Annotated in this window: 10 protein-coding genes and 5 tRNA genes; all 15 read left to right on the top strand. The window is 47.2% G+C overall.

Annotation, left to right across the window (positions count from 1 at the left end; all coding sequences use genetic code 11):
• Window positions 1–53: 53 nt before the first annotated feature.
• The 15 genes from birA to rpoB all read left to right on the top strand — a co-directional run bounded on the left by birA (window position 54) and on the right by rpoB (window position 11,768).
• Window positions 54–1,055: a bifunctional biotin--[acetyl-CoA-carboxylase] ligase/biotin operon repressor BirA gene (gene birA / locus ABXT59_RS11790; RefSeq protein WP_443636298.1), complete on the top strand. Its 1,002-nt coding sequence runs from the start codon at window positions 54–56 to the stop codon at window positions 1,053–1,055.
• Window positions 1,052–1,777, top strand: a complete 726-nt coding sequence (locus tag ABXT59_RS11785; protein ID WP_443636297.1) for a type III pantothenate kinase — start codon at window positions 1,052–1,054, stop codon at window positions 1,775–1,777. Before birA ends, ABXT59_RS11785 begins: the two co-directional genes overlap by 4 nt.
• Before the next feature lie 92 nt (window positions 1,778–1,869).
• Window positions 1,870–1,945: transfer RNA gene (locus ABXT59_RS11780), tRNA-Thr, on the top strand.
• 22 nt (window positions 1,946–1,967) lie between these two features.
• Window positions 1,968–2,051 (top strand) — tRNA-Tyr (locus ABXT59_RS11775).
• A gap of 6 nt (window positions 2,052–2,057) precedes the next feature.
• Window positions 2,058–2,132, top strand: a tRNA-Gly gene (locus ABXT59_RS11770).
• 69 nt (window positions 2,133–2,201) lie between these two features.
• Window positions 2,202–2,276, top strand: a tRNA-Thr gene (locus tag ABXT59_RS11765).
• A 153-nt stretch (window positions 2,277–2,429) separates the two neighbouring features.
• On the top strand, window positions 2,430–3,653 hold the full coding sequence (tuf, locus tag ABXT59_RS11760; protein ID WP_443636285.1) for an elongation factor Tu: 1,224 nt from the start codon (window positions 2,430–2,432) through the stop codon (window positions 3,651–3,653).
• Between the two features lie 121 nt (window positions 3,654–3,774).
• Window positions 3,775–3,850: transfer RNA gene (locus tag ABXT59_RS11755), tRNA-Trp, on the top strand.
• 63 nt (window positions 3,851–3,913) lie between these two features.
• Window positions 3,914–4,282: a preprotein translocase subunit SecE gene (gene secE / locus ABXT59_RS11750; protein ID WP_443636296.1), complete on the top strand. Its 369-nt coding sequence runs from the start codon at window positions 3,914–3,916 to the stop codon at window positions 4,280–4,282.
• A 31-nt stretch (window positions 4,283–4,313) separates the two neighbouring features.
• A complete protein-coding gene (gene nusG, locus ABXT59_RS11745) occupies window positions 4,314–4,847 on the top strand; it encodes a transcription termination/antitermination protein NusG (RefSeq protein ID WP_443636295.1) in 534 nt (177 codons plus the stop codon).
• 184 nt (window positions 4,848–5,031) lie between these two features.
• Window positions 5,032–5,466: a 50S ribosomal protein L11 gene (gene rplK / locus ABXT59_RS11740; RefSeq protein WP_443636294.1), complete on the top strand. Its 435-nt coding sequence runs from the start codon at window positions 5,032–5,034 to the stop codon at window positions 5,464–5,466.
• Window positions 5,466–6,161: a 50S ribosomal protein L1 gene (gene rplA / locus ABXT59_RS11735; RefSeq protein WP_443636293.1), complete on the top strand. Its 696-nt coding sequence runs from the start codon at window positions 5,466–5,468 to the stop codon at window positions 6,159–6,161. Before rplK ends, rplA begins: the two co-directional genes overlap by 1 nt.
• Before the next feature lie 272 nt (window positions 6,162–6,433).
• Window positions 6,434–6,934, top strand: coding sequence for a 50S ribosomal protein L10 (rplJ, locus tag ABXT59_RS11730; RefSeq protein WP_443636292.1), 501 nt, complete (start codon window positions 6,434–6,436; stop codon window positions 6,932–6,934).
• An 89-nt stretch (window positions 6,935–7,023) separates the two neighbouring features.
• Window positions 7,024–7,398 (top strand): 50S ribosomal protein L7/L12, encoded by a 375-nt coding sequence (rplL, locus tag ABXT59_RS11725; RefSeq protein WP_443636291.1) that lies wholly within the window; start codon window positions 7,024–7,026, stop codon window positions 7,396–7,398.
• A 287-nt stretch (window positions 7,399–7,685) separates the two neighbouring features.
• On the top strand, window positions 7,686–11,768 hold the full coding sequence (rpoB, locus tag ABXT59_RS11720; protein ID WP_443636290.1) for a DNA-directed RNA polymerase subunit beta: 4,083 nt from the start codon (window positions 7,686–7,688) through the stop codon (window positions 11,766–11,768).
• Window positions 11,769–11,788 lie beyond the last annotated feature (20 nt).

Genomic DNA, 11,788 nt, shown 5'->3' with positions numbered 1-11,788 from the left:
ACGAGTTTACTCTCCCTCACCATAATGAGGAGCGCAGTGGTGGTGCGATACCTATGTCGCTGACCAGTCTTAATCAATTATTACACCTACTAGCCGATGGCGAGTTTCACTCGGGCACTGCCTTAGGGCATCACCTTAATATGAGCCGAGCTGCTGTCTGGAAGCAGCTCAAAGGCGTGGAAGCACTCGGCGTTAAATTACATCGTGTGCGAGGCCGTGGCTATCGTATTGCGGGTGGTCTTGACTTACTTGACGTTGAAGCCATCCAGCGTCAACTGCCCATCCTGAATCCTGCTTTTAATGTGCAGTTGCACATGTCCCTTGCCTCCACTAATGAAACCTTAATGCAGCGCCAGCATCAAGGGTCTATTCATGGTGAGGTGGTGCTGGCTGAAGTACAAACGTCGGGACGAGGACGCTTAGGCCGCCAATGGCATTCGCCGTTTGGTCAAAATATTGCATTATCATTGGGTTGGGACTTTGTTGGCGGTGCGACCGCCCTAGAGGGACTGAGTCTAGTGGTCGGGTTGGCTCTAAAACACGCATTGACTGATTTAGGTGTGGGATTGGTACAACTCAAATGGCCCAACGATGTGCTGGTCGATCATCGCAAGCTGGCTGGTATTCTGCTCGAGATGCGTGGCGATGCCACAGGCCCCTGTCATGTGGTGATTGGTATTGGTCTTAATGTTCACTTAACTGAGCATAAAACCATTGATCAACCCTGGGTCAGCTTAAAGCAGTTAGGCTATCAGTTAAACCGCAATGATTTGGTGGCACAAATACTCCTTCATTTGCATCACTACCTACAGCGGTTTGTGCAATATGGTTTTGTAACCGTGCGTGATGAGTGGCAGCAGTGTCATTATTATCAGGACAAAAAGGTTCAACTTTTGCTGCCCAGTCGAATCATTGAGGGGGTCTGCCGAGGGGTAGATTCAGTGGGTGCATTAATGATCGAGCATAATGGCGCAGTCACTACCTATAGTGGTGGCGAAATTAGTTTGAGGCCGTTGTCGATACCCCACACACACCCCCAAGAGAGGTCGACATGACTGACTTGCTCATTGATTGTGGAAATACACGCCTTAAGTGGCGACTGCAAGAGCAGGGTGTGGTGCAGCGTTCTGGTGTCATGTTAGTAAGAGATGTCAACTTGACGCAGCTGCAGGCCTGTTTGCCAGATAAAGTAGGCGTATTGTATTGGGCCAGTGTTGCAGTGGTTAAAATAGGTCTATGCCTGGAAGCTTGGGCGCAACAAAAAAATATTTCATGTCACCAAATGACGACCCAACATCAGTGGCAAGACTTACGCAATGGTTATGAGCAGCCACAACAATTGGGTGTGGATCGCTGGTTGGCAATGATAGCGGCAAGACAGCATACTCGCAGGGCTGTTTGCGTAGTGGATTGCGGCAGTGCTATCACCTTCGACTATGTGAGTGCTGAGGGCCAGCATGAAGGTAGCTACATCATGCCTGGTGCTAGGTTAATGGGACAGGCTTTGGTGCGTGATACGGCACAGATTAATGTTATTCACGCTGTTGTGGACTCCACTGAGCCAGGCACGGCTACAGGCCCAGCTGCGTTAGCAGGTTGTCAGCAAATGGTTCATTATGGGGTCGGTGGTTTAGTCAAAGACGCCCAAGCTTTAGGCTATGAGATACTGCTTTGTGGGGGTGATGCTATGGCCATTGCTGAGGAGCTTGACCTACCTTATTTAGAAGAACTGGTGTTAGATGGCTTAGCACGAGTGGCCGGCTTGGTTAAACACTGAAAAACTTTAATAAAATCATCATTCATGCTTGCATCCTACTAATACGTTCAGTATTATACGCCCCTCCTGAGTTCAGGGGCACAGGCAATTTAGCCGGTATAGCTCAGACGGTAGAGCAACTGACTTGTAATCAGTAGGTCCGGGGTTCGACTCCTCGTGCCGGCACCAGTTCCTGATAAAGAATTTTAAAGGTGGGGTTCCCGAGTGGCCAAAGGGATCAGACTGTAAATCTGACGCGAAAGCTTCGGTGGTTCGAATCCACCTCCCACCACCATTCTTTGCGGGTATGGTATAATGGCTATTACTGCAGCCTTCCAAGCTGTAGATGCGGGTTCGATTCCCGCTACCCGCTCCATATTGAGCAAAGTTCGCTTTTATTAGTGAATAGTTTGAAGGCTATTTAGAGCCAGTTAGTGCGTTATAAGCTCTAGTAGCTCAGGGGTAGAGCGCACCCTTGGTAAGGGTGAGGTCGGCGGTTCAATTCCGCCCTAGAGCTCCATTGTCAGGTAGGCAAGGGGGCACAGTATATTTTGAAGGGTAGATATAGCAATGTATCTACCCTTCTTGTTATCTGCAGTTTACTCAATACGTGGGTACAGTTGCATTTTTTAACTTAGCGCGGCTTATCGGCCGCCCATTGTCGGAGGCTATCATGGCTAAGGAAAAGTTTGAAAGAAATAAGCCGCACGTAAACGTCGGCACCATTGGTCACGTTGACCACGGTAAAACTACATTAACCGCTGCATTGACTCGTGTTTGTGCAGAAGCTTTTGGTGGAGAACTAAAAGACTTCTCTCAAATCGACAACGCACCTGAAGAGCGTGAGCGTGGTATCACCATCGCTACTTCACACGTTGAGTATGATTCTGAGCAGCGTCATTACGCCCACGTTGACTGTCCTGGACACGCTGACTATGTGAAGAACATGATCACTGGTGCGGCGCAGATGGACGGTGCTATTCTAGTATGTGGTGCGACTGACGGCCCTATGCCTCAGACTCGTGAGCACATCCTTTTGTCACGTCAAGTAGGTGTACCTTTCATCGTTGTGTTCTTAAACAAAGCTGACTTGTTAGCTGAAGATTGTGGCGGTGCAGACTCAGAAGAATACGCAGAGATGCTAGAGCTTGTTGAAATGGAACTTCGTGAGTTGTTAGACGAGTACGAATTCCCAGGTGACGACACGCCCATCATCCCAGGATCTGCCTTAATGGCATTGAACGGCGAAGACGCAAACGAAATGGGTACTACTGCAGTGCGTAAGTTAGTTGATGCACTAGATAGCTACATCCCGCAACCAGAGCGTGCCATTGATGGCAACTTCTTGATGCCTATTGAAGATGTATTCTCAATCCAAGGCCGTGGCACTGTAGTGACCGGTCGTATTGAGCGTGGCATCGTTAACGTTGGTGACGACGTAGAAATGATCGGTATCAAGGACACGACTAAGTCGACTTGTACGGGTGTTGAGATGTTCCGTAAGTTGCTTGACGAAGGTCGTGCAGGTGAGAACGTGGGTGTACTACTACGTGGTACTAAGCGCGAAGACGTGGAACGTGGTCAAGTTCTTGCTAAGCCTGGTTCAATCACTCCACACACCACGTTTGAAGCTGAAGTATACGTACTAGGTAAAGACGAAGGCGGACGCCATACTCCTTTCTTTAAGGGCTACCGTCCACAGTTTTACTTCCGTACGACTGACATCACGGGTGCTTGTGAGTTGCCAGCAGGCGTAGAAATGGTAATGCCTGGTGATAACATCCAAATGGTGGTTGAGTTAATCAACCCTATTGCGATGGATGAAGGTTTACGCTTCGCTATTCGTGAAGGTGGCCGTACCGTTGGTGCAGGTGTTGTGGCTAAAATCCTAGCTTAATTTAAGCTGAGGAAATGCAAGTAGTTAGGCCCTTAATGCTTGCATAAAACATGGGACACGTATAATATACGCGTCCCATACTTTTAGCGTGTTTTTAACATTCTCGCGAAAAAGATGTTCTAGGCCAGTAGTTCCAACGGCAGAACGTCGGTCTCCAAAACCGAATGTTGGGGGTTCGAATCCCTCCTGGCCTGCCATATTTTTAATGCTTTGGATGGTATAGTCCAAAGAGTAAAGTACCGTTAACTAGAGGCTCCAACATGAGCGCTACACCAACTACACAGAACTCGCGTTTTGATACCATAAAGTGGATATTTGTTCTGGCTTTAGTCGCTGCTGGTGTTGTGGGTAACTCTATATATTCCGACCAATCCCTGTTATACCGTACCCTGGCTTTAGTGGCCTTGGCAGCTGTGGCCCTGTTTGTAGCCTTACAAACAGCCAAAGGCAGGGGTTATGCAGTTAGTTTTAAAGAAGCCCGCAAAGAAATCCGTAAAGTGGTTTGGCCTAATCGCCAAGAAACGACCCAAACAACGCTAATAGTCGTGGTTGTAGTGTTGATTATGGCTCTGGTTTTGTGGGGTCTGGACTCATTATTGAGTTGGGCTGTTTCGTCTTTAATTGGCTAGTCAGCTTAAAAAGTTTAGTTAGGAAATTATCATGGCAAAGCGTTGGTACGTGGTTCACGCATACTCAGGTTACGAGAAGCAAGTTATGCGCGCCTTACATGAGCGCATCGAGCGTTTTGAAATGCAAGATGTGTTTGGTGATGTTTTAGTGCCAACCGAAGAAGTCATCGAAATGCGCGCGGGTAAAAAACGACGCAGTGAGCGCAAGTTCTATCCTGGCTATGTGCTGGTGAATATGGAGTTGAACGACGAGACTTGGCACATGGTGAAAGAAACACCACGAGTGATGGGGTTTATTGGCGGCACAGCAGATCGGCCAGCGCCTATCACCGAACGTGAAGCCAATGCTATTTTAGAGCGTGTCGAGACGGGTGCTGAAGCGCCAAGGCCGAAGACAATGTTTGAGCCAGGTGAATTGGTGCGGGTTGTTGATGGGCCATTTGCAGACTTCAATGGGTCAGTAGAAGAGGTCAATTATGAGAAGAGCCGGCTTAGAGTGGCGGTACTTATATTTGGTCGCTCAACACCTGTTGAGCTAGAATTTATTCAGGTCGAAAAAGCCTGATTATTGGCAGCTTAAGGTGCCAATGTTGACCCTGAAACTGGCAACAGTGCTCAGGGTTTTTGTACATTCAGTTATAGCTGAATATTTTTTGAACAGGGAAGCTGTTTTTTAGGCGATAAGAGGCTGCCACGAGTGGTCACTTAAGTGTTAAAGAAGGCGTTATACCCATTAGGAGATACCTATCATGGCTAAGAAAGTCCAAGCCTACATCAAGCTTCAGGTTGCTGCAGGTAAAGCTAACCCAAGTCCACCGGTAGGCCCAGCATTGGGTCAGCATGGTGTTAATATCATGGAATTTTGTAAAGCCTTCAATGCTCAAACTCAGAGTATGGAAGCAGGCATGCCGGTACCTGTAGTTATTACAGTGTACGCAGATCGTAGCTTTACCTTTATCACCAAAACTCCTCCAGCAGCAGTATTGCTCAAGAAGGCAGCAGGCCTTAAAAGTGGATCTGCTCGTCCTAACACGGAGAAGGTGGGCACTGTCACACGTGCGCAGTTAGAAGAAATTGCAACGGTTAAAATGGAAGACCTCACGGCTGCTGATATGGACGCAGCTGTTCGGACTATTGCGGGCAGTGCTCGTTCTATGGGCTTAAATGTAGAAGGTGTTAACTAATGGCTAACATGACTAAACGTGCTAAAGCGATTGCCGAAAAGGTTGAGCTGGGCAAAGTATATGAGATTAACGCTGCCGTTGATCTATTATCTGAATTATCGACTGTTAAGTTTGCTGAAGGAATCGACGTATCGATTAACCTAGGTGTTGACCCACGTAAATCTGATCAGGTTGTGCGTGGTTCTACAGTACTTCCAAACGGCACAGGTAAAGATGTTCGTGTGGCTGTTTTCACCCAAGGTGAGAACGTTGAAAAAGCCACAGCAGCAGGTGCAGACATCGTAGGTATGGATGATTTAGCCGCAGAAATCAAAGCGGGTAAGATGGACTTTGATGTGGTCATTGCGACTCCAGATGCAATGCGGGTAGTGGGTCAGTTGGGTCAAGTTCTTGGACCTCGTGGTTTGATGCCGAACCCTAAGGTGGGTACCGTAACTCCAGATGTTGCTACAGCCGTTAAGAACGCCAAGTCAGGTCAAGTGCGCTACCGCACAGATAAGGCCGGTATTATTCATTGTTCTCTGGGTAAAGTTGGTTTCACTGCAGATGCAGTGAAAGAAAACCTGATCACTCTTTTGGGTGACCTAAAGAAGATGAAGCCAGCCTCTACTAAAGGCATTTACATTAAAAAAGTCACCATCTCAACGACTATGGGCCCAGGCCTGTCAGTTGATCATGGTGCGGTTAAGTACTAATGCATTCGGCTCTTCATAGAAGAGCCATGTTAAGGGCTATAGAGATGTTGGCTAAAGCCCTTGATAAAAAAACTTTGGGGTCTTGTACTTGTACAAGACTGTCAAAGACCGTAGGTGGTTTTGATCCTTTTGGTGACAAACCTTAATCTTCCTACGCAGACGGTGAACCCGGTTCAGATTTTTGAATCCAACACCGTTATTAGGTTCTTATCTTTATCTAGCGTAAGCCAAGAAAAGATAAGTGGTTGGATAATTTTTCCAGGAGAAATAGCGTGGCTATAGGTCTCGAAGACAAGAAAGCGATTGTCGCAGAAGTCAACGAAGCAGCCACCAGTGCTCTATCTGCAGTTGTAGCCAATTCACGTGGCGTTACTGTAGGTGACATGACTGCTCTTCGCAAGCAAGCTCGCGAGAATGGCGTAACCCTTAGGGTTGTGCGTAACACTCTTGCTAAAATTGCGTTAGAAGGCACGGATTATGCGTGTTTGCAGGACTGTTTCAAAGGACCAAGCATTATTGCTTTTTCTAACGAACACCCAGGCGCTGGCGCCCGATTGTTTAAAGAATTTGCAAAAGCTAATGGTAAGTTTGAAGTGAAAGCACTGGCGTTTGATGGCAACCTGATGGGTGCTGATCAAATCGACGTATTGGCATCTTTGCCAACATACGACGAAGCAATTGCTAAGTTGATGAGCGTAATGCAAGGTGCGACCAGCAAGCTGGCACGTACACTTTCAGCAATCCGCGATCAAAAAGAACAGGAAGCCGCTTAAATCTATTGGCCTTTTTTGGCTAGATTTAAACCGACTTTACGTATGAACAAGATGACCCATTTGGGTCTTATTAAAGAGTAGGAATTGTTATGTCTATCACTAAAGACGATATCATCAATGCCGTAGCCGACATGTCTGTAATGGATGTGGTTGAACTAATTTCCGCTATGGAAGAGAAGTTCGGTGTTACTGCTGCAGTTGCATCTGCTGGCCCAGCTGCTGGCGGAGACGCTGGTGCTTCAGCCGAAGAGCAAACTGAATTCGACGTCATCCTAGTTTCTGGTGGCGAGAAGAAAGTTGGCGCTATTAAAGCTGTGCGTGCAGCAACAGGTCTTGGCCTGAAAGAAGCTAAAGGCCTAGTTGAAAGTGCTCCAGCAGCCGTTAAGGAAGGTCTTTCTAAGGAAGACGCTGAAGCCCTTAAGGTTGAACTTGAAGCATCTGGTGCGACTGTAGAAATTAAGTAAGCCATCTTTTTAGATGTGCTTGCTTAGACCTATGTATCCTACGGATCCATAGGTTTGACTGCACATGGCTGGTGGCATATTTGCCACCGGCCTTTTTCGGTTCTATAGCGTGGGCTTTTTTTGCCGTGTTCTATAACCAAAAAAGGCTGGATCAAAGTGGTTTAAACCCTTTGCCAGTGCCGTTTTGCGGGGAGTATGCCCCCGTCGCCTAGGGTGGAACCAGTATATTTGGACATTTGTCCGACCAATTTAACGGTCTGAATACAGACCCAAATCGGGGATTTTTGATGCCTTACTCATACACTGAGAAAAAACGTATCCGCAAGGATTTCGGCAAGCTGCCTCCGGTGATGGATGTGCCTTATCTGTTGGCCATCCAGATCGACTCCTATCGTAAGTTTTTACATTCTGGTCATGGTGTTGACCAGCGCAAAGACCTAGGCCTTCATGCTGCTTTTGAATCTGTTTTTCCCATTGTCTCTTTTTCTGGCAATGCGTCTTTAGAATATGTGACTTACAAGCTCGGTGAGCCTGTTTTTGATGTTAAGGAATGCCAGCTACGCGGTGTTACCTATGCTGCGCCGCTGCGCGTTAAAGTGCGCTTAGTCATTTATGATCGAGATTCCAAAGCTAAGGCGATCAAGGATATTAAGGAACAAGAAGTCTACATGGGCGAAATGCCTTTGATGACGGATAACGGTACTTTCGTTGTTAACGGCACAGAGCGAGTGATCGTTTCTCAGCTACACCGTTCACCAGGCGTATTCTTTGACCATGACAAGGGTAAAACCCACAGCTCTGGTAAGTTACTCTACAATGCTCGCGTCATCCCTTATCGTGGTTCTTGGTTGGACTTTGAGTTTGACCCAAAAGATACATTGTTTGTGCGCATCGACCGTCGTCGTAAACTGCCTGCATCTATTTTGCTCCGCTCTTTGGGCTATACCAGTGAACAAATCATAGAAACCTTCTTTGATAATGTTGACGTCACAATTACTGATGAAGGCTTCACCATGACTTTGGTGCCAAGCCGTCTGCGTGGCGAAACAGCAACCTTTGACATTGTCGATCAAAAAGGTAAGGTTTTGGTCGAGGAAGGACGCCGGGTAACTGCACGTCACATCAAACAAATGGAAAAGATTGGCTTAGAGCAGCTACAAATTCCAGAAGCTTATTTAATGGGCAAGAAAATTGCTCGTGATCAGATTGATCCAGCAACAGGCGAGTTGATCTGTGACTGTAATAGTGAAGTCACACAAGAATTGCTAGTGGCCTTGCGTGCCGCCGGCGTGACTGGATTGCCATTGATCTACAGTAATGACTTAGACTGTGGCCCATTCATGTCTGACACCTTGACTGCAGATCCCACCCGCACTCAGCTGGAAGCTTTGGTAGAAATTTACCGCATGATGCGTCCTGGAGAGCCACCCACCAAAGAATCTGCAGAAAATTTGTTTAATAACTTGTTTTTCACCAGCGACCGTTATGATTTATCTGCGGTTGGCCGCATGAAGTTCAACCGCCGTTTAGGTCGTTCTGAAACGACAGGTGAAGGCGTATTGGGTGACGAAGATATCGTTGCCGTAATGCAAACCTTGATCGCTATTCGAAATGGTAAAGGCATCGTCGACGACATTGATCATCTGGGTAACCGCCGAGTGCGTTCCGTAGGTGAGATGGCTGAAAACCAATTCCGAGTGGGTCTAGTCCGTGTAGAACGGGCTGTGAAAGAGCGTTTAAGTATGGCTGAGTCAGATGGTTTAATGCCACAAGACTTAATCAATGCTAAGCCAGTGTCTGCTGCCATTAAAGAGTTCTTTGGTTCGAGCCAGTTATCTCAGTTCATGGACCAAAACAACCCATTGTCAGAAGTGACTCACAAACGTCGTGTGTCTGCTTTAGGCCCCGGTGGTTTGACTCGTGAACGTGCAGGTTTTGAAGTACGTGACGTGCATCCTACTCACTATGGTCGGGTTTGCCCTATCGAAACGCCAGAAGGTCCAAACATTGGTTTGATCAACTCTTTGGCTACCTATGCGCGCACTAACGATTATGGTTTTTTAGAAACACCTTATCGTAAAGTAGTGGCGGGTAAAGTCACTTCTGACATTGAGTACCTGTCAGCCATCGAGGAAAGCCAACACATCATCGCCCAGGCCAACGCTAAGCTTGATGCGAAGGACAACCTCTCTGAAGACTTAGTCACAGTGCGTCATGAAAACGAATTTACTTTGATGTCGGCTGATAAGGTTGACTACATGGACGTGTCCCCACGTCAGGTTGTTTCGGTAGCCGCTTCACTTATTCCGTTTTTAGAGCATGATGATGCTAACCGGGCCTTGATGGGCTCTAACATGCAACGTCAAGCCGTGCCAACGCTACAGGCCCAAAAGCCCTTAGTCGGTACCGGCATGGAACGTCACGTAGCCCAAAACTCTGGGGTATGTGTCGTAGCTACTCGAGGTGGTGTAATTGAATCAGTCGACGCCACACGTGTGGTGGTTAAGGCTCATGATAATGAAACAGAAGCGGGCGATGCGGGCGTAGATATTTACAATCTGACCAAATACACCCGTTCTAACCAGAATACCTGCATCAACCAGCGTTCCATTGTTAACCTTGGCGACACCGTTGCCCGAGGTGACGTGTTAGCTGATGGACCTTCTGTAGACCTTGGTGAGTTAGCCTTGGGTCAGAATATGCGTATCGCTTTCATGCCCTGGAATGGTTACAACTTTGAAGACTCGATCTTGATCTCTGAGAACGTGGTTAAAGAAGACCGTTTCACGACTATTCACATTCAGGAATTAACCTGTGTGGCTCGGGATACAAAGCTAGGCAGTGAAGAAATTACCTCAGATATTCCAAATGTGGGCGAAAGCGCACTATCAAAGTTAGACGAGGCAGGTATTGTGCATATCGGTGCTGAAGTTGGCCCTGGTGACATTCTAGTAGGTAAGGTGACACCCAAAGGTGAAACTCAGCTTACACCGGAAGAAAAGCTATTACGTGCCATCTTTGGTGAAAAAGCCTCAGACGTTAAAGACACTTCGTTGCGCGTTAAGACGGGTACGAAAGGCACAGTGATTAACGTACAAGTGTTCACTCGTGATGGCGTTGACAAAGACCAACGCGCAGTTGCCATTGAGCAAATGCAGCTAGATCAAGAGCGCAAAGACATTAATGATCGTTTCCGCATTGTTGAAACAGCCACTTATGACCGCTTATCAGTGGCCTTAATTGGTAACGCCGTTAATGGCGGTGCTGGTTTTAGTAAGGGTGACGTTATTACGGCTGAAAACTTGCTTGAAGTTGACCGTGCTGATTGGTTCAAACTGCGCATGGCAGATGACTCTTTACAGCAGCAGCTAGAGAAAGCGCAACAGTCGCTAGAAGAAACTCGTCTTGATCTAGATGCTAAATTCGAAGACAAGAAGAAGAAGTTACAAACCGGTGATGACCTAGCACCTGGGGTGTTAAAAATCGTCAAGGTTTACGTGGCGGTCAAGCGTCGTATTCAGCCGGGTGATAAGATGGCTGGTCGCCATGGTAACAAGGGAGTTATCTCTGTAATCATGCCCGTAGAGGACATGCCTTTCGATGAATTTGGTAAGACTGTAGACATCGTATTAAACCCGTTAGGTGTGCCTTCACGTATGAACGTGGGTCAGATCCTCGAAACTCATATGGGTATGGCTGCCAAAGGCTTAGGTGAGCGCATTGAAGAAATGATGCTGCAAGAACGTGCCAAGTCTGTGAAAGAAATACGAGCCTTTTTAGATCAAATCTATAACGATGGCAATTGCTACCGTTCGGAAGATCTTAATAGCTTCAGCGATGACGAAATCCTTGAATTGGCCAAAAACCTCAAAGCTGGTGTGCCCTTGGCAACACCTGTATTTGATGGTGCTGAAGAAAGTGAAATTAAGCGTTTGTTAGAGCTGAGTGGTCTAGACCGTTCTGGTCAGACTTGGTTATATGATGGCCGCACAGGGGATAAGTTTGACCGTCCTGTGACCGTCGGTTATATGTACATGTTGAAATTGAACCATTTGGTTGACGACAAGATGCACGCCCGCTCTACTGGTTCATACAGCCTTGTCACACAGCAGCCACTTGGTGGTAAAGCTCAGTTCGGTGGTCAGCGCTTTGGTGAGATGGAAGTCTGGGCCCTAGAAGCTTATGGTGCCGCTTACACCTTGCAAGAAATGCTCACTGTTAAGTCTGATGACGTCAATGGTCGTACCAAGATGTATAAAAACATCGTTGATGGCGACCATAGCATGGAACCAGGAATGCCTGAATCCTTCAACGTATTGGTCAAGGAGATTCGATCTCTGGGCATCGATATTGAGTTGGAATCTGACTAAGACAATAAGGTAGGAGAAGG

The sequence above is a fragment of the Candidatus Njordibacter sp. Uisw_058 genome (assembly GCF_047730065.1).
Taxonomy (GTDB): Bacteria; Pseudomonadota; Gammaproteobacteria; order Pseudomonadales; family Balneatricaceae; genus Njordibacter.
The sequence above is the reverse complement of the archived record's forward strand: the minus strand, read 5'-3'. Positions and strand labels throughout refer to the sequence as shown.

What these genes read in the sequence shown, in the direction of transcription:
- rpoB (WP_443636290.1), top strand. Translation starts at nt 7,686, where the DNA reads ATGCCTTACTCATACACTGAGAAAAAACGTATCCGCAAGGATTTCGGC.
- rplL (WP_443636291.1), top strand. Translation starts at nt 7,024, where the DNA reads ATGTCTATCACTAAAGACGATATCATCAATGCCGTAGCCGACATGTCT.
- rplA (WP_443636293.1), top strand. Translation starts at nt 5,466, where the DNA reads ATGGCTAACATGACTAAACGTGCTAAAGCGATTGCCGAAAAGGTTGAG.
- ABXT59_RS11785 (WP_443636297.1), top strand. Translation starts at nt 1,052, where the DNA reads ATGACTGACTTGCTCATTGATTGTGGAAATACACGCCTTAAGTGGCGA.
- birA (WP_443636298.1), top strand. Translation starts at nt 54, where the DNA reads ATGTCGCTGACCAGTCTTAATCAATTATTACACCTACTAGCCGATGGC.
- tuf (WP_443636285.1), top strand. Translation starts at nt 2,430, where the DNA reads ATGGCTAAGGAAAAGTTTGAAAGAAATAAGCCGCACGTAAACGTCGGC.
- secE (WP_443636296.1), top strand. Translation starts at nt 3,914, where the DNA reads ATGAGCGCTACACCAACTACACAGAACTCGCGTTTTGATACCATAAAG.
- rplK (WP_443636294.1), top strand. Translation starts at nt 5,032, where the DNA reads ATGGCTAAGAAAGTCCAAGCCTACATCAAGCTTCAGGTTGCTGCAGGT.
- nusG (WP_443636295.1), top strand. Translation starts at nt 4,314, where the DNA reads ATGGCAAAGCGTTGGTACGTGGTTCACGCATACTCAGGTTACGAGAAG.